Genomic DNA, 17,462 nt, shown 5'->3' with positions numbered 1-17,462 from the left:
GCTCAATGAAAAAATGGCTTCTTTTGATCCTGTGTAGTTTGATGACATTCACCAGCCTCGCTAAACAACGTATTGTCACTATTGGTGGTGATATTACTGAAATTGTTTTTGCATTAGGTGCAGGTGATCAGGTCATTGCTAGAGATAGTACGAGTTTAGTACCAGAGCAAGTTAAATCATTACCCGATGTGGGTTATATGCGCATGCTCAATCCTGAAGGTATTCTTTCGGTTAAACCGACGCTGATTATTGCTAGCGAATTAGCTCGCCCTTCTTTTGCATTACGTCGTATCGAAAAAGCAGGTGTACCTGTTGAAACTATTACGGGTACACGTTCATTAGAAGCCATTAATGAAAAAATCGATGCCATTGCAACCCTCTTACAAAAAGAAACAGAGAGTCAGCAATTAAAAGAAAAGCTCACTCAATCTATTAATCAAATTGCCACGACGCCTATTGATAAAAAAATTATTTATATCATGAGCCATGGTGGTGTTGCCCCTATGGCTGCCGGTCAAAATACTGCTGCGGATACTATTATCACACTGGTAGGCGGAAAAAATGCTATGCAAGGTTTTAGTAGTTACCGCTTACTGTCACAAGAAGGGGTTATTGCCAGCCAGCCTGATATTTTGTTGGTCACTAAAGAGGGAATAAAAGGTATTGGAGGTATCGAAAAACTGTGGGACTTGCCCGGCATAAAGTACACCCCCGCAGGTAAAAATAAGCGCTATATCGTTGTTGATGATATGGGTTTATTAGGCTTTACCTTATCAACCCCTAAAGTTATGCAACAAATTCGTCAAGCATTGGAGCAATAATGTCTCGTTTTCGCTCACCGTGGATGAGTATTGCCATTTTACTCATCTTATTTACCATCATTACGCTTATTTCTGTTAATAGTGGCCCGCTAGCACTCTCATTTAGTACTTTATGGGATCGCTCTTTTGATGATATAGAGTGGCAAATTTGGCTTGATATTCGTTTACCTCGAGTACTATTAGCTATTCTCGTCGGTGGCGCTTTAGCCATATCAGGCACCATCATGCAAGGACTATTTAGAAACTCACTTGCCGATCCTGGATTACTGGGTATTAGCAGTGGTGCTGCGCTAATGGTCGCTATTGTGATTATTTTACCCTTCTCTTTTTTATCCGTATTTTCTTTCTACAGTCATATTATTGCCGCCTTTATTGGCGGCTTAATAGTGGCAATGATTATTTTTTCATTGCATCAATTAAGTGATGGTAACTTGGCAAGATTGCTCCTAGCGGGAATTGCCATTAATGCACTTTGTATGTCTTTTATTGGTGTATTGAGCTATATCAGCACAGATCAGCAACTGCGCCAATTTTCACTATGGATGATGGGCTCTTTAAGTAAAATAGACTGGAACACCTTGGCGATTGCAACTCTCGTGATTATTCCCATTAGTGCATTAGCCTGTTGGCAAGGTCATAAACTTAACCTATTACAACTCGGTGATGAAGAAGCACATTATTTAGGGTTAAATGTAAGAAAAACAAAATTTATTTTACTATTACTCAGTGCCATTTTAATCGGTTGTGCCGTTGCATTAAGTGGTGTTATTGGGTTTGTTGGTCTTGTGGTGCCCCACCTTATTCGTATGCGATTAGGCAGTAACCATATTTGGTTATTACCGGCCACCCTATTAGGGGGAGCAATACTCTTATTAGCCGCAGATACCCTGTCAAGAACCTTGGTATCCCCTGCGGAAATTCCTGTAGGACTTATTACCGGACTTCTTGGTGGACCTTATTTTCTTTGGCTTATTTTACGACAACCAGCAGGACGCATGTCATGATGGAAAATCAACACACTCCATTATTATATGGCAATAACTTGAGCTATAAAATCGGCAATAAAACTATTCTTGAGGATGTTTCTATTGCACTTAATACCGGTGAGCTTGTCACAATCATTGGTCCGAATGGTGCTGGGAAATCATCATTATTACGTTTATTGACCGGCTATACTCCCCCGACACAAGGAGAATGTTTTTTTAAAGGGAAAACTTACTCACAGTGGAATAGTCAATTATTAGCGCAAAACCGTGCTGTTATGCGACAAAACAGCCAGCTATCATTCTCTTTTTCTGTAGAAGAAGTCGTCGCTATGGGAAGAGCACCACATGGGCAAAAACATAAACAAATCGCAATAGAAACCGCGCTATTACAAACCAATTGTTTAAAGCTTAAAACAAGAGATTACCGTCAATTATCAGGTGGAGAGCAACAAAGAGTGCAACTTGCTAGAGTGCTTGCTCAACTTTGGCAACCGACACCTGAGAATGTTGCGCTATTTCTTGATGAACCCACATCGGCACTTGACCTCTACCACCAGCAACAAAGTTTGCGTTTATTAAAGCAACTGGTCAAAACGCAAAATTTGATGGTGTGTTGTGTTCTGCACGATCTCAACCTCGCCTCCCTTTATGCTGATCGTATTTTATTACTGCATCAGGGAAAATTAGTTTGCGAAGGTACACCTCAAGATGTACTCACCGCTGAGAATATTGAAAAATGGTATGGCGCCGAGGTCAGTGTTAATACTCATCCTGAGTTATCTCAACCTCAAGTTTTTTTACGCCCATAAATAATAAAAGAAAAAGGACTGAGTCCTGTTGAATGCAGAGCTCAGTCCTTAAAAGACGCTTAATAACATAATTTCTATTGGATGATTATTACCTTCACCAAATAGAGTATTACTGCAATGGTAAAGCAAAACTCACTTTTACCGTCTCCATGGGTACTTCTGTTTTTATGCTTTGAATGCTAGGAATTTGTGTTAAATAATCAGCGTGAAAACGGCGATAAGTGGCGAGATCTTTTGTCACAATACGAATAAGTGCATCACATTCCCCCGCCATTAGATGGCATTCAACCACTTCGGGTAATACTTTTATCGCCTTTACAAATTCTTCAATAGTTTCAGCATCTTGTGCTCTGAACCAAATTCGCGCAAATAAAGATAATCCTGCATCAACTTTACTACCATCTAATACGGCAACATAACGCGTGATCACACCTGACTCTTCAAGTAAACGTACACGACGTAAACAAGGAGATGGTGAGAGTCCCACTTCTTTTGCCAGTTCGATGTTTTGAATTTTGCCATCGCGCTGTAACACTTGCAAAATATGCTTGTCTATCTTATCCAATTTTATTGACATCAAAGATTAACCTTAGTTCTATTTGTGGAATTTTATTGCCAATTAATTATTTTTGTTAGCAACAAAGCAACCCGATTTTTACGAAAATATCATATAATTTTTCAGCTAAATTGCACAGCAAAAACGATATTTTCTTCAATTGCTCAATCAGGTGAAAAAGATGGAATTTAACACTTTGTTATTCTTTGCCCTTACAGTACTGCCTTTAATTTGCACACCTGGCCCCGATATTCTTTTTATCTCCTCACAAGGATTAGCGGGAGGAATAAAATCAGCGTGGTTTGCCAATATCGGTGTCATTTCAGGTTATATCACACATGCTATTCTTAGTGCTTTGGGTCTTGCAACGATAATGGCAACCTCTCCCATTTTCTTTTATCTACTAAAGTGGCTAGGTGTGATTTATATTACCTACTTAGCAATCAAAATGCTGATATCTGCATGCCAAAAAGGCCAACTCGCACTAAATGCAGATAAAAAAACACATCTCTTTCGCAAGGGCTTTTTAACGAGTTTTCTTAATCCGAAAGGCTTACTCGTCTATCTGGCTATTTTACCAAATTTTATCAATAACCAGAATGATATCGCTATGCAATCTCTGCTTTTATCTGGGATATTTATCACTATTTGTCTATTTATCTATGGCTTTTTAGGTACGATTTTCGCTTATATTGGTTTAAAAGGCGGATTAAGTGATAAAGGACGCCGTTATAATGATGGCATTGCCGGCAGTTTACTCACCTTTGCAGCCGTTAATTTAGCCCTTAATTAGAGGGCTAGCATCACTTTATAGTGATATTTGCTCAATGCCGTGCAATATGACCATTTAACTGATGAATACGTACGCTAATGTGCTATTTACGACGTAATTTTCGACACCCTTCACCAATAATTTGCATTCCTTTTTCAGTCTGACCATTCCATTGAAAAGAAGAGTTTAAACGAAAAGCATGATTAAACTGTGAACTGGTCGAAAACATAGCACCTGGTGCAATACTCACCCCTCTTTCGAGAGCAAAATGGTACAATGTATTAGCATCAAAAGTTGGCTCGAATTCTAGCCATAGGAAATAGCCTCCGACAGGAATATTCACTTTAACATCTTTAGGCAAATGCGTTTGTATGGCCTGTAACATACGATAACGTCTCTGCTCTAATAATAATCTTAAGCGACGTAGATGCCCGTCATAGCCCCCTTGTGATAAATAGTCAGCGATAGCTTGTTGTGTTGGCATACTCGCTGATACAGTACTCATCATTTGTAACTGCTGTATTTTAGTCGCATGTTTTCCGGCTGCGACCCACCCGACTCGAAATCCTGGCGCTAAACATTTAGAAAAAGAAGCGCAGTGCAATACGCTATTGGATTTATCAAAGCCTTTCACAGGCATTGGCGCTTTTGGACTATTATACAGTTCACCATAGACATCATCTTCAATTAAGGTTATCTGTTTTGCCGCTAAAATTTCCACTAGTCTGATTTTATTTTCATCAGGCATAGTGCCACCTAATGGATTTTGGCAATGACTCATCAACCAACACGCTTTAATGTCGTATTGTTCTACCACCTTCTCTAACTCATCTAAACAAATGCCTGTCACCGGATCGGTTTTGATGGCAATCGCTTTTAATCGTAAACGCTCTATCGCCTGTAATGCGCCATAAAAAGCAGGAGATTCTATGACAACCCAATCTCCTGGCTCAGTAACAGCTTGTAAACTAAAACTTAATGATTCCATCGCACCTGCAGTGATCACAATATCGTCAGGCGATACATGAATACCTTGCAGTGCATAGCGTTGGGCTATATTACGACGTAGTTTTTCATTACCAGGAGGTAAATTAATCACTGAACTTTGAGGGGCTAAATGTCTAGCGGCAGAGGCTAATGCTCGGCTTAATTTAGGTTGAATGAATAAACTGGGATCTGGAAAGGCGGAACCGAACGGAATAATATTGGGATCTTTACAGGCTTGAAGAACATTGAATATAGAGGCGCTTATCTCAACATTTTCACTCATATGTAGCCCTTTGCTGGCAGTTACTTGAGCAAAACCTGTATTGCGATGTGCAACATAATAACCTGATTGCGGACGAGCGGTGATCCACCCTTGACTTTCTAACAGTTGATAAGATTGTAAAACGGTCATTAAACTTAAACCTGATTGTTTAACCGTATCCCGTAATGAGGGTAAACGATCGCCTGATTGCCAAATATTATCTTCAATTTGTTGGCGTATCTGTGCCGCAAGCTGTTCATATCGAGTCATATTTACCTATTCACCCTCAAACTGTTATAGTCGTTTTTAAACTTATTGTCACTATTATAGTTTACTGTCATATGGTCTACTTATCCACACGATTTACCTGCTATTTACAGATCAGCGCGATTTGTATATCAAAATAATGAGGTTGTTTATGTTTGGGTTAAGTGCCTTTGATTTGGCGCGTATCCAATTTGCGTTTACCGTTTCTTTCCATATTATCTTCCCCGCAATTACTATAGGGCTAGCCAGCTTCTTAGCTGTCTTGGAAGGCTTATGGCTAAAAACTCGCAATAAGGATTATTTAGCGCTATTCCATTTTTGGTCAAAAATATTCGCTGTTAACTTTGCTATGGGCGTCGTCTCTGGTCTCGTTATGGCATATCAGTTCGGTACTAATTGGAGCTTTTTCTCCGATTTTGCCGGCTCTATCACCGGCCCTTTATTGACTTATGAAGTACTTACAGCATTCTTCTTAGAAGCTGGATTTCTAGGTGTGATGTTATTTGGCTGGAACAAAGTAGGTGAAAAATTACACTTTTTCGCCACTTGCATGGTGGCATTGGGTACATTAATGTCAACATTTTGGATTTTAGCCTCCAACAGTTGGATGCAAACACCACAGGGATTCGAAATCGTCAACAATCAAGTAGTTCCCGTTGATTGGATAGCGGTTATTTTTAATCCTTCCTTCCCTTATCGTCTTGCTCATATGGGCGTTGCTGCATTTCTTGCTTCGGCATTCTTTATTGCCGCCTCGGCTTCATGGCATTTATTAAAAGGCAACAAGACATCTGCAATGAAGAAGATGCTCTCGATGTCTATATGGATTATCTTAATCTTAGCGCCTATTCAAGCACTTATTGGTGATATGCATGGTTTAAACACGTTAAAACATCAACCCGCCAAAATTGCCGCGATTGAAGGGCATTGGCAAAATAATCCTGGTGAGGCTACACCGTTAATTCTATTTGGTATACCGGATATGGATGAAGAAAAAACCAAATATGCCCTTCAAATTCCTTATTTAGGTAGCCTGATATTAACTCATAGTTTAGATAAACAAGTACCAGCACTAAAAGAATTTCCTAAAGATGATAGGCCAAATTCACTGATTGTTTTTTGGTCATTTCGTATTATGGTCGGCCTTGGCATGCTGATGATTTTAGTGGGTGTATGGGGCACATGGTTACGTTACAAGAAAAAATTATATCAATCTAACCTCTTCTTGCGATTCACTTTTCTAATGGCTCCTTCAGGATTAATTGCCATTTTAGCGGGTTGGTTTACTACAGAAGTAGGTCGACAACCTTGGGTTGTGTATGGGATACAACGAACACGTGATGCGGTATCTGCTCATGGTGAAATGCATATGAGCATTAGCCTACTGATTTTCTTTATCGTTTATGGTTCTGTATTCGGAATTGGATATGCCTATATGTTAAAACTTATCCGCAAAGGTGCGCCGGAGGTTCAAGATGGGAATTGATTTACCCGTTATTTGGTTCATCATCATCGTATTTAGCACATTAATGTATATTGTGATGGATGGCTTCGATCTCGGCATCGGCATGCTCTATCCTTTTATAAAAGAGAGAGAAGATCGCGATTTAATGATGAATACTGTCGCCCCGGTATGGGACGGCAATGAAACATGGCTAGTTTTAGGTGGTGCGGCGCTATTTGGTGCGTTTCCTTTAGCGTATTCAGTGATCCTTGATGCTTTAGCCATGCCTTTAACTATCATGCTAGTTGCGCTTATTTTCAGGGGCGTTGCTTTTGAATTTCGCTTTAAAGCCGATGACACTCATAAAGTTTTTTGGGATAACGCCTTTATTGTCGGCTCTCTATTAACCACCTTTATGCAAGGTATAGTCGTCGGTAGTATTGTTCAAGGTTTACCCATTATTGACCGTACTTTTGCAGGAAGCTATTTTGATTGGCTATCACCCTTTGCCCTGTTTTGTGGCTTTGGTCTAGTCATTGCCTACTCACTGTTAGGGTGTGGCTGGCTCATTATGAAAACTCAAGGCCATTTACAACAGAGTTTGTATAAAGTGATCTTGCCATTAACGTTCGTTATGCTAGCAGTGATAGCCGTAGTCAGTTTATGGACACCATTAGCACAACCGGCGATTGCTGAACGTTGGTTTTCACTACCCAATATTTTCTTTTTCTTACCTGTACCACTGCTAGTGTTATATAGCGCTTGGTTGATTATTCGCGCAGTAAAGAAAAAAGGTCATTACTTACCTTTCTTTGCTTCTCTAGCGATTATATTTCTTGGTTTTACTGGGCTAGGGATTAGTATCTGGCCAAATATTATACCGCCGGCAATTAGTTTTATCGATGCATCAGCACCACCGGAAAGCCAAGGTTTTATGCTCGTTGGTGCGCTATTTATCATTCCCATTATTCTCGTTTATACATTCTGGAGTTATTACGTATTCAGAGGAAAAACCAATTATGAAGAAGGCTATCACTGATCCGAACCCTGAAACAAAACCCTCATTACTGAAAAAATGGGGTTGGTTAATTACCATTTGGTTTTGTAGTGTTTTAGCGCTATTTGCCGTTTCTTCGCTATTTCGTTTTTTAATGACGGCAGCGGGAATGAAAGTAAAGTAAAAAATCAATCAGGTAATATAAAAATAAAGCGGGATAAATTCCCGCTTTATATTAGTTAAAAAAATTCCTCTTTTTAACTCGCGTTACTGTTAGTGACTCTCCCCTCATAAAAATACAAGCGCTTTAATTTGTTGATTTTTATTTTCTTTATTTACATCTTATTTGAACTACATCACGCTTCGACAAGTCAATCTTATTCATGGCTTTACTAAATTAGTGTTAATAGTGATAATGACTATCATTATTGATTGTAAATGATAATATATAACAAGTAATAAATAGCTTAGATGGGTTGGATAAACGTGAGTAATCAAGACAGCACACAACAAAAGAATATTTATCGTCCTGCACCGCCTCGTTTGGTGCAAGTAAAACGTATAGTAGATATCACGCCGGGCATGCGCTCTATTACCTTTACTAGCGATGACTTGGACAATTATCCAAGTCACACAGGTGGTGCCCATTTAAAAATATTTTTACCTGTAGAAGGCCAAACTAAACCAACAATTCCAACACTCACTGACAAAGGCCCTAGTTGGCCCGAAAACCAACCAAGAGCGATAGTACGAACTTACAGTGTGCGAGCTATTCGTCCTGAATTAAAAGAGCTTGATATTGAATTTGCGGTTCATGAAGATGCAGGTCCAGCCATTAATTTTGCTTTAAATGCCAAGGTAGGTGATTATATTGGCATTACTAATCCTGGAGGGCCTGATCCCCTATTGGCTCCCGCCTCTCATTACTATATGGCAGCCGATCCCAGCTCATTACCCGCTTTAATGGCATTAATTGAAACAATGTCACCCGATGTACAGGGTAAAGCGGTGATCCGCATAGAAAATGAATCAGATCGCCAAATCATTGATGCTCCTCAGGGGCTAGAAATTGTTTGGCTAGTCGGCTCTGTTGAAACACAAACTCAACCTCTGATTGATGAATTTATCTCTTGGTCGTTACCAAAGGAAGATGTGGCATTTTGGATCGCCGGAGAAGATAAAATTATCCGTGCACTAAGACGTTATATTCGTCGTGATAAAGGCTATGAGCGCGGACAGATTTATGCTATCCCTTATTGGCGTTTTGGCTTTAATGAAGAAGGTTATCATGCAGAGCGTCATCATGTTATGGATAATGAAGATGTAAGCTAAGCGTATTTTAGATAAAACGAGTTGGCTGTACCGGCAGCATATTAAGACCCTCATTTAATATGCTGCCTTTTTATAGGAATGGTAATAGCGAAGAAATCTTTAATATTTAACTTATATAAACAATAATTCACCTAACACAACTCCTGACAAAACAAACAAAAAAACTATCAACTCATCAAAATTAAATAAATAACAGAAATAAAACCCAATTTACACAGTCAATTTAAACAAAAAAATATAAACCATTAAGCCAATCAAAATCTTTCACTAAAATAATATTTAATTATTATTGAAACAGAACAGTAATTTAATTATTATACCGCCGCTTGACGTTACTCTTTATTAGCTAGATATAACATATTGAACTTAATTTATTTATATTTTTAGAGTGAAAAATTTAAAAACAATAGCAAATAATAATTTTATTATCTTCAATTGATTATTAGAATTTGACTGAGTCAAAAAATAATAGAGATTAACCTAAATCTATGTATTTTTACTATTGAATTAAGGATGAAAAATGAATTGGTACTTAGAGGTTATTAAAAATAATTATGCTAATTTTTCAGGTCGTGCGCGCCGAAAAGAATATTGGATGTTTATAGTGGTAAATACCATTATTTTAGCTGTGTTATATGGGATCATGTTCTCTTCTATCGACAGTTATACTGGTGAAATGAGTGGCACAGGCTTTGCTGCTTTGATTATTATCGGTATCTACTCTTTAGCAACTATTATTCCTAATATTGCCGTGACAGTGCGCCGTTTTCATGACCAAGATAGATCTGGTTGGATGGTTTTATTATCATTTATTCCTTTCGTTGGCGGACTGATCCTGTTTATTTTTATGTGTTTAGATGGTACTAGAGGTGAAAATAGATTTGGTCTTGATCCTAAAGCCTAATAGCTAATTAATTTCTATCTTAATACAGTGAGTAAACTATTTATATAATTTACTTACTGTGTTGATTCTCCTTTCTCTTACAGTCGCTTCTCTTACCCCCTATTAACATAGGATTTTATACCTGATTATTTTAAGTAATATTATCCACATACTATTATGCTCATGTACGCCATATAGTAATTTAAATAACATGAATGTTTTTTATCGGCAGCATATTAATACTCTTATTTAATATGCTGCCTTTTTTATTGCTATGCTAAAGAAATATTTTAATCACTATATGCTGCTAATACATGCTGACATAGACTGGAACGCACACAATCTTCTTCATTAAATTTAATGACACCAACACGATCATTAGCTTGAAAACGACTTAGTGCATCAGCTAATCCTGAGTTTACATTGGCAGGTAAATCGCATTGCGTAATATCACCGTTAACAATCACTGTCACATTTTCTCCCATTCGCGTTAAAAATAATTTCATTTGATTAATGGTGACATTTTGCGCTTCATCCAATATGACAAATGCATTTTCAAAAGTACGTCCTCTCATATAGGCAAATGGGGCTATTTCAACTTTGCCGATTTCAGGCCGTAAACAATATTGTAAAAAAGAGGCACCTAAACGTTTAACTAATACATCATAGACGGGACGAAAATAAGGCGCGAATTTTTCTGCTATATCGCCAGGAAGAAAACCTAAATCTTCATCAGCTTGTAATACAGGCCGAGTAACAATAATTCGCTCTATCTCTTTATTAATAAGGGCATCAGCAGCCATTGCTGCACTTAAAAACGTTTTACCACACCCCGCTTCCCCTGTCGCAAAAACTAAATTTTGATGTTTAATAGCGTTCATATATTGGCGTTGAACTTCATTACGAGGAGAGAGTGTTCGTTGATCACGTTTCTCTCTCGCCATACCAATTGTTTCTAGATCCCCAAATCCTGGTAAAACCATAACATTATCTCGATGGGCGGCATTACGTTGCTCTTTACGTAATGTACGTTTATTTTCTCTACGTAAACGTGTTGCTGCTTTTTGTCTACTCATAATGGTATTTACCTTTGTTAGTCTCAAAAAGTCATCAGATCAATCATTGTTTGACTAGAAAATAAGGTGAGCCTCCCTCAGACTCTATTGCGCTGTAGAAAACAAAAAAGCCGGTCACAGACTTGAGCATTAAACATCAATGCACAGTTGCTACCAGCTTTGTCTTGGTGATTTAAAATTTTGATTGCTTCTGTCATTCATATTCCCCATCATGGAGTTAGAGTGAAAATTAACGAAGCTTTATGACAGTATAATGACAGAACAAAAATTTTTTCAATATTTAAGTCATTAATAACGCGATTAAGTTAACATTTTGCTAACAAAGAGCGCTATTGAGGGGAATAAAATGCGTTTTTTAAAATTACCTTTTATTTATTGGCTGCTACTCAATTGCATCCCATTTATTGGCTTTGAACTACACTCAGGCAATATAAAACCCGGTGTTTTTTTCTATTTAGGTGCCCTAACGATCATCACTTCAGGGATTTGGCTATTTTTCTGCCTTTACTTTTTTATCAAACATAATACATCCCCTAACCCTCACCAGACACCGCGCCAGTTAGTCACCACAGGTCCATATAAAATAAGTAGAAATCCTATGTATCTTGGCTTTCTCGATATTAGTATTGGGCTGTTTTTTATTTTTGGTAACTGGGGATTTTTAGGGGCTGCGCTTGCCTTCTACTTTATTACCGATCGCTATACTATTGTGCAAGAAGAGAAAATATTAAGTGAGCGGTTTCCACAAGCGTGGCGACAATATTGCCGCCACGTTCGACGCTGGATATAACAGATCTAGACTAAAGCGCTTTACAGTTATTTGCTAATCGGTAACCCGCTTTAGTTGCTTCATTTTCGGTTTTAAAATATACCGCATTTTTATCTGACATGGTTCTATAACCAGTACAGTGTGAAAAATGATAAATTTTACTATTTAGATTACCTTTGATCTGCTCATCTTGGGGGACTGTGGGCGCTTTAGGCATTTCTATTTTGTCAGTTGTAGGACGATATGTTGCAGTTAATCCTGCACCACTATTTTTATGTCCTAACTGCCACTTCATTTGCCCCGTAACAAAGGGATTATGATGCCCAACAATGTTAGCAATTCGATTATCTCGCTCTCTTTCCCACGGTGTTGGTGGGTAAGCTTTATCCCATGCCATAAAAAGCTGTTGTTGTTGACGTGACATTGAGAGGTTATAACGATCATGCAAGTAGAAATAGACACGTGCAACTTGGCCTTTCACCTCATTACGAGGCTCAAAGGTGCGAGAAGTAAAATCGACCCGACTGCGACACTGGCCATATTGATAAGGCGCTTGAGATGATAATTGACCAAAGCTAAAATTACTGCGATCACCATTCACCTCTCCAATCGAAGGCGCTAGATTATGTAAATCAGCCTCAATTTTGCCAAAAATAGGATCGTTTTTAACACAGTTAGCTCGCCCACCATTTTGCCAGCATTGACGTTGATGACCAAAAACCCAAGCAGGGACGATATGTTCCCATTCAATACGTGAAGCTCGGGTGGCCTGTGCCCTCACTTGATAACCACAACTGGCTAAATTAACACGTCCCCCTGATTTTCCTACCCACTCCCAATGACAACCACAATACAGCGTACCTTGGTTGTTTTGATTTTGATCATAATAAATGCGTTCTCTGGCTAGCTGTTTTGCTTTAGTGAAATTTTCCGGTGCCTGTGCAGATACATTTAGCGTAATAATAAATAAACCTAACGCTAAAACAATATAGTGTAATATTTTTCTCAAAGTGCTATCTACCTTATACTCTCTTTTATTAAACCTAATAAGATTTATTATTAAATAACCAACTAATAATCTTATTTTTATTTGCGCTTACCATACCTTTTTTATTTATTTGAAGATATCTTTTTAATTCATTTTTTGATGGATTTACTAAAACAATACAAATGAAAAGTGCTAGAAAAAGGCGCTATTCATGTCATTGTGTAAAAACATCTTTGCTATGGTTTAAAGATTGGTATTTTAATGGAATAGATAAAATGAATGAGAATATGCTGAATTTAATGAATGAGCTCGTCGAAATAACCAAAAAGCATGCGAACAATGAAGATGTTAAAGCGCATGCTAATTTAGAGTCAGAAAATAAATTAAGAATTCAAATTATTATTTCTGGTAAAAACGAACTGGATATTACATTAAATTCGCTACAACATGCGGTATAAAGCATTTATACACTGGGGCGTTTACGATATAACCACAATCCAGGTAAAGATAGCCCAATAGAAAGAGCACCCACAATAAATGAAGCTTTAAGAAAATTAGTCACTAAAGCTTCAAAAATTTCTTCGCTATAGCCTATTTGAGTCAACTTCACCACGGAGATCATCGCAACATAAGCATTGATCCCAGGAAACATAGGAATAATCGCTGCAACAGTGAAAACTTTTGGATGAGCTAACCACCAGCGTGACCATTGAATACCTATACAACCGACTAGAATAGCGGCACAAAAGCTTGCCCACTCAATATTCATACCACTTATCATTAATACCGTACGAGAGCCATGCCCTATTGCACCTAATAACGCACAATACTTTAATGCACGTAGCGGTACATTAAATACCATTGCAAACCCCACCGCAGGTATTGCCGCTAAAATCATATCTTCAATTAGCGTTAGAATAATGTTGATTATGCCCAATCTCTTAACTCCCATACTGCCATCGCTAAAATAACCCCTAAGCAGGTAGCAAGTGTCAACATCGTTGCCATCGCCCAGCGTGCGAGTCCTGTATTAACATGACCTTTAAACATATCAGCAACAGCATTAATTAAAGGAAATCCAGGAACTAATAATAGAACGCTCGCGGCCATTGATATAGTGGCAGTAACTTGAAAATAAGGGAGTTTTAGCAATAAACCTGATACTGATGTCGCAACAAATGCCGTAATACAAAAGTTGATTAAAGGATTTACTTGACGATGAGTGAGGAGCTGACGAACCCACATTCCCATTCCTCCCCCCAAAGCAGAGACTAAAAAGCCATCCCAATCACCGCCATTCAATTTGGAAAAGCATCCACAAGAAAGTGCAACCATAACAATAATTATCCAACGTGGATAACGTAGTGGTTTGATATGTTCAAAACGTTTCCTTGCTTCATCAATATCAGCGAAATGATGCTCAACTAAAATAACAATGTGCTGAACTTCGGTAACAACATGCATATTGATACCACGATCAACAATTTTTCGTGTTGAGGTTTGGCAATGACCATTAACTATTGTCGTTAATACCACCGCATTGGCTGAAATGGCCGTTTCAACTTGATGAACGCCTAAAGCCAGCCCAAGTCGCGTTGAGAGCTGTTCAACCAACATACTTTCAGCACCATGTTGTAACAACAATAGCGCCGTTTGAATACATAATTTCGTAATTTCACGCTGTTTATCTTGTGAAATGGCATATTCTTCAGCCATTATCTGATTATCCATACTACGCCTTAGTATTTATCAAAAAACGCGCCATAACCAATTGAAAGCTTATCAGTATAGTTCAATCATGACGCTATCGTCTTTCTATACTATTATGAATAATTAAAATATTTAAGGCTGAAAGTAGATCAAAGTTTTCTCTTACTATCATATGATTGTAATAAATATAAAATATAGTGATTATATTTCTCAAATAGTATTGATATTAGTCATCATATGTTGCCAAAGGAAATCAAGATCTTCCGGAATAGGTTGTGAATTAAATAACTGTTTTTTAAGTTCTTTTTCTTTTATATTACCAATATGAGAAATAAGCACAGGATAAACTACATTTTTAAAAAAATGTTTCCCGTGTATATATTGTTTTAATTGTTGATCTACTGTGCATGCATTTATTTCTTGCTTTTTATGCTTGAGTTTTTCTAATAATTGAGAAGGCTCAAGATATTGATGCCACTTTTGTAAAATTTGTTCAATTTTTACTGTATCATTGCTTGTATTAAGTTCTAATAACGATTCTTTAAATCCTAAACTTCTTAATCCTTCCCATAAAGGATTAATGATTGCCCATACCGCAGCATGATTTCGCCAATTTTCAAGCTGGGTCTCGATATCTTTCCTTAATGTTTCACATCCATTTTCTATGCTATTTTTCTTATTTTCAGGTAATGCAGACCAAATTTCATCAGGAAGAACAAGATAGTTCTCAATACAAAAACGAGGAAGGATGAATAAATTGGGTAATTGTTCTTGTTTTTCCTCAATTTTAGCATTATCCCATTCATCTCTATCGACAATACCAAGCCAATCTTGTTCTTGGGCTAAAATATCCAACACATTTTGTTTCTTGCCCGTGCTAGCAATAACCCAATACTGTTCCCAACTAGGAAACTTTTTTCTTAAAAAAGCGCCAAAAGCTAACTCATCATCACTGCCTTCAACTAATAATACTTTTTTAGTTGAGCTACCTACTTGTTGATCTTTTATTCGATTAATTGTTCCATCAATTTTCGACATTCACCGATCCTTTTAGCAAAGTAAGATCAATACGTGAACCAAAATTTTCATAGCGTTGCCAAACTTCTGTTGAGTGTGACGTTAAAATTAACTGCCCTTTCTTATTAGCCACAATATTTTCGATAGCCGCTAAGAGAGGTGCTATAACAGAAGGATGTAGATGTAGATCAGGTTCATCTATTAATACAATTCCTCCTGGTTTTAGCCAACGTTGGATTGTAAATAACATAATAAGTATTTGATGTTCGCCAGAACTTAACTCATCAAACGTATGTTGCCTTCCATTTGATAAAATAATCTGTTGACGTGTACCTGGAAGAATTTCACTATCAATTCTTTTATCTGAAAAAAAGTAATTTAAACTCTTTATCATGTTAGGATATTCATTAGGCAGTGTCGCTTTTAAATTAAACAGTGAAGTTTCTATTTGCCCATTCCAATCATTAGTCACCGTATAAGTCGCGAGCCATGCTTGGTTAAGATCGTCTGGGTATAATGATTTTCTCGTTGCTGTTGGATTTACCCATTTACGCGCTTCTGCATCTAAATAGACAATATTAGGAATAGATAATTCTGGATCCAATTCATTATAAAGTGATTGAATACGTCTTTTCCCTAAATATTTATAGGTCTCAATCAGATTATCATTATGTTTATTTTCACTAGATGGAAAATATAATTTATTTTTCTTTTTATTATTTGAAATTTCACCTATCCACATTACATCTAAATAGTTTGTTACTACTTGGGAAAAAAAATCATCTGAACCATAAAAAAGTCCAATTTTAATCTTATCATCAGAAGAAAGATTAAAATCTTCAAAAATAATAGCGATCCCTCCCCAACGTTCTAACCATTTTCGTGTATTGCTCGCTGGAGCTAACGGTTGTTCAGTACTTAGCCAAATACCTAATGCTTCCCATAAAATAGCTATGCCCCGTAATAAAGTCGATTTACCACAACCATTATTACCGGTAAATAAAACTTGAGCTTCAATCTCATTAGACCAATCATCTTCTAACTTAATAACACCATCAGCTAATGGTCCTACAGATTGTGTATAAATTGAACTAATTCTCATTGGAATGCCCTGAAATGTTTACTTTAATAGCTAAAATACCATCTCTTTATTCTCGCGTCTTTACCTCTTTCACACAACGATAAAATATTCTCTTTCTATTGTTAACTTACATCATCAATATGACTATTACGCTTTCAAATTAGTATAAAAGCACCTTAGGATGCTTTTATACCTAACTTAAATTATTCATAATCCTTTATTTATTATTTATTGCCCAGAAGTTTATTAGCTTGAGCATAAGCCCCATCAAGGGTTTCTTCAACAAAGATAGGTACACCGTACACCGCAGAAACAACGGGAGATAACTGCATCAGTTGCTCTTTATCATTTGTTTGTTGATTGACGGTCATGATCATTCCAGCACAATATTGACTTAATGGCATTTTCCCTGTTTTCAGCCAGCGTCTAACGGCTTTCATGCCCTCCATATCCTCTTGTTCATTTTTCTTGTTGATAGGTGGGTAAACCAATACAAAGTTTTGTTTTTGAGCAAGCACTAAGTCCATTTCAGCAATCCAGTTATTAGCATGCTCTAACGTTTCTGGGAAAACCTGCATGGTAATAATGGGAAATTGGTCAACAGACATTATTGTAAAATTGTTATTATTCAACATATTGTTATCTCTCAGTCATTATCTTCACTTTAGATTAGAATAATTATCATTTACATTCAATAAAAAGGCT

The 17,462-nt window shown here is 37.3% G+C and carries 20 protein-coding genes; 11 read left to right on the top strand and 9 right to left on the bottom strand.

Annotated features, from left to right (window positions below):
• The first annotated feature begins 5 nt into the window (after positions 1 to 5).
• From AACU98_RS17880 to AACU98_RS17870, 3 genes are read left to right on the top strand one after another with little or no spacing between them, the layout of a single operon-like run.
• Positions 6 to 821: a heme/hemin ABC transporter substrate-binding protein gene (locus AACU98_RS17880; protein ID WP_004243179.1), complete on the top strand. Its 816-nt coding sequence runs from the start codon at positions 6 to 8 to the stop codon at positions 819 to 821.
• Positions 821 to 1,825 carry a FecCD family ABC transporter permease gene (locus AACU98_RS17875; protein WP_004248185.1) on the top strand — a complete coding sequence of 335 codons (1,005 nt, stop codon included), beginning with the start codon at positions 821 to 823 and terminating at the stop codon, positions 1,823 to 1,825. The genes AACU98_RS17880 and AACU98_RS17875 overlap by 1 nt, the downstream gene beginning before the upstream one ends.
• Positions 1,822 to 2,616 (top strand): heme ABC transporter ATP-binding protein, encoded by a 795-nt coding sequence (locus AACU98_RS17870; RefSeq protein WP_004243181.1) that lies wholly within the window; start codon positions 1,822 to 1,824, stop codon positions 2,614 to 2,616. The genes AACU98_RS17875 and AACU98_RS17870 overlap by 4 nt, the downstream gene beginning before the upstream one ends.
• A 109-nt stretch (positions 2,617 to 2,725) precedes the next feature.
• Here AACU98_RS17870 and AACU98_RS17865 read toward each other — a convergent pair whose 3' ends face one another.
• The gene (locus tag AACU98_RS17865) at positions 2,726 to 3,193 is read right to left on the bottom strand and encodes an Lrp/AsnC family transcriptional regulator (RefSeq protein WP_004243182.1); all 468 of its coding nucleotides are present in this window, start codon (positions 3,191 to 3,193) and stop codon (positions 2,726 to 2,728) included.
• 160 nt (positions 3,194 to 3,353) lie between these two features.
• Here AACU98_RS17865 and AACU98_RS17860 point away from each other — a divergent pair, with 160 nt between their 5' ends.
• On the top strand, positions 3,354 to 3,965 hold the full coding sequence (locus AACU98_RS17860) for a LysE family translocator (protein WP_004248186.1): 612 nt from the start codon (positions 3,354 to 3,356) through the stop codon (positions 3,963 to 3,965).
• 82 nt (positions 3,966 to 4,047) lie between these two features.
• Here AACU98_RS17860 and AACU98_RS17855 read toward each other — a convergent pair whose 3' ends face one another.
• A complete protein-coding gene (locus AACU98_RS17855; protein WP_036895093.1) occupies positions 4,048 to 5,463 on the bottom strand; it encodes an aminotransferase-like domain-containing protein in 1,416 nt (471 codons plus the stop codon).
• A 148-nt stretch (positions 5,464 to 5,611) separates the two neighbouring features.
• On the opposite strand from AACU98_RS17855, the gene AACU98_RS17850 reads away from it, so the two are divergent.
• The 5 genes from AACU98_RS17850 to AACU98_RS17830 all read left to right on the top strand — a co-directional run bounded on the left by AACU98_RS17850 (position 5,612) and on the right by AACU98_RS17830 (position 10,137).
• On the top strand, positions 5,612 to 6,946 hold the full coding sequence (locus tag AACU98_RS17850; RefSeq protein ID WP_036918421.1) for a cytochrome ubiquinol oxidase subunit I: 1,335 nt from the start codon (positions 5,612 to 5,614) through the stop codon (positions 6,944 to 6,946).
• Complete coding sequence (gene cydB, locus AACU98_RS17845; protein ID WP_004243186.1) at positions 6,936 to 7,943, top strand: cytochrome d ubiquinol oxidase subunit II; 1,008 nt, start codon at positions 6,936 to 6,938, stop codon at positions 7,941 to 7,943. Before AACU98_RS17850 ends, cydB begins: the two co-directional genes overlap by 11 nt.
• Positions 7,924 to 8,085, top strand: a complete 162-nt coding sequence (locus AACU98_RS17840) for a DUF2474 domain-containing protein (RefSeq protein WP_004243187.1) — start codon at positions 7,924 to 7,926, stop codon at positions 8,083 to 8,085. The genes cydB and AACU98_RS17840 overlap by 20 nt, the downstream gene beginning before the upstream one ends.
• Before the next feature lie 287 nt (positions 8,086 to 8,372).
• Entirely contained in the window at positions 8,373 to 9,233 is an 861-nt protein-coding gene (locus tag AACU98_RS17835) for a siderophore-interacting protein (protein ID WP_004243188.1), read from the top strand.
• A gap of 520 nt (positions 9,234 to 9,753) precedes the next feature.
• Positions 9,754 to 10,137 (top strand): DUF805 domain-containing protein, encoded by a 384-nt coding sequence (locus tag AACU98_RS17830; RefSeq protein ID WP_004243189.1) that lies wholly within the window; start codon positions 9,754 to 9,756, stop codon positions 10,135 to 10,137.
• Between the two features lie 269 nt (positions 10,138 to 10,406).
• Here AACU98_RS17830 and phoH read toward each other — a convergent pair whose 3' ends face one another.
• Positions 10,407 to 11,192: a phosphate starvation-inducible protein PhoH gene (phoH, locus tag AACU98_RS17825; protein WP_020945737.1), complete on the bottom strand. Its 786-nt coding sequence runs from the start codon at positions 11,190 to 11,192 to the stop codon at positions 10,407 to 10,409.
• Positions 11,193 to 11,538: 346 nt separating this feature from the next.
• Here phoH and AACU98_RS17820 point away from each other — a divergent pair, with 346 nt between their 5' ends.
• On the top strand, positions 11,539 to 11,982 hold the full coding sequence (locus tag AACU98_RS17820) for a methyltransferase family protein (RefSeq protein ID WP_004248191.1): 444 nt from the start codon (positions 11,539 to 11,541) through the stop codon (positions 11,980 to 11,982).
• Positions 11,983 to 11,992: 10 nt separating this feature from the next.
• Here AACU98_RS17820 and AACU98_RS17815 read toward each other — a convergent pair whose 3' ends face one another.
• Complete coding sequence (locus AACU98_RS17815) at positions 11,993 to 12,970, bottom strand: endonuclease (RefSeq protein ID WP_049197386.1); 978 nt, start codon at positions 12,968 to 12,970, stop codon at positions 11,993 to 11,995.
• Between the two features lie 254 nt (positions 12,971 to 13,224).
• On the opposite strand from AACU98_RS17815, the gene AACU98_RS17810 reads away from it, so the two are divergent.
• Positions 13,225 to 13,407: a hypothetical protein gene (locus AACU98_RS17810; RefSeq protein ID WP_004248195.1), complete on the top strand. Its 183-nt coding sequence runs from the start codon at positions 13,225 to 13,227 to the stop codon at positions 13,405 to 13,407.
• 5 nt (positions 13,408 to 13,412) lie between these two features.
• On the opposite strand, the gene AACU98_RS17805 is transcribed toward AACU98_RS17810, so the two are convergent.
• The 5 genes from AACU98_RS17805 to AACU98_RS17785 form a co-directional block, all read right to left on the bottom strand.
• Complete coding sequence (locus AACU98_RS17805; RefSeq protein WP_004243197.1) at positions 13,413 to 13,901, bottom strand: threonine/serine exporter; 489 nt, start codon at positions 13,899 to 13,901, stop codon at positions 13,413 to 13,415.
• Positions 13,877 to 14,680 (bottom strand): threonine/serine exporter family protein, encoded by an 804-nt coding sequence (locus AACU98_RS17800; protein WP_161735293.1) that lies wholly within the window; start codon positions 14,678 to 14,680, stop codon positions 13,877 to 13,879. The genes AACU98_RS17805 and AACU98_RS17800 overlap by 25 nt, the downstream gene beginning before the upstream one ends.
• A 189-nt stretch (positions 14,681 to 14,869) precedes the next feature.
• Positions 14,870 to 15,697 (bottom strand): DUF4435 domain-containing protein, encoded by an 828-nt coding sequence (locus tag AACU98_RS17795; protein ID WP_049202927.1) that lies wholly within the window; start codon positions 15,695 to 15,697, stop codon positions 14,870 to 14,872.
• Positions 15,684 to 16,778 (bottom strand): AAA family ATPase, encoded by a 1,095-nt coding sequence (locus AACU98_RS17790; protein WP_004248199.1) that lies wholly within the window; start codon positions 16,776 to 16,778, stop codon positions 15,684 to 15,686. Before AACU98_RS17790 ends, AACU98_RS17795 begins: the two co-directional genes overlap by 14 nt.
• Before the next feature lie 203 nt (positions 16,779 to 16,981).
• Positions 16,982 to 17,392: a hypothetical protein gene (locus tag AACU98_RS17785; RefSeq protein WP_004243201.1), complete on the bottom strand. Its 411-nt coding sequence runs from the start codon at positions 17,390 to 17,392 to the stop codon at positions 16,982 to 16,984.
• Positions 17,393 to 17,462 lie beyond the last annotated feature (70 nt).

The sequence above is a fragment of the Proteus sp. G4380 genome (assembly GCF_963885725.1).
In the GTDB taxonomy this organism is placed as follows: Bacteria; Pseudomonadota; Gammaproteobacteria; order Enterobacterales; family Enterobacteriaceae; genus Proteus; species Proteus mirabilis.
This window is presented reverse-complemented; position numbering and strand designations above follow the sequence as displayed.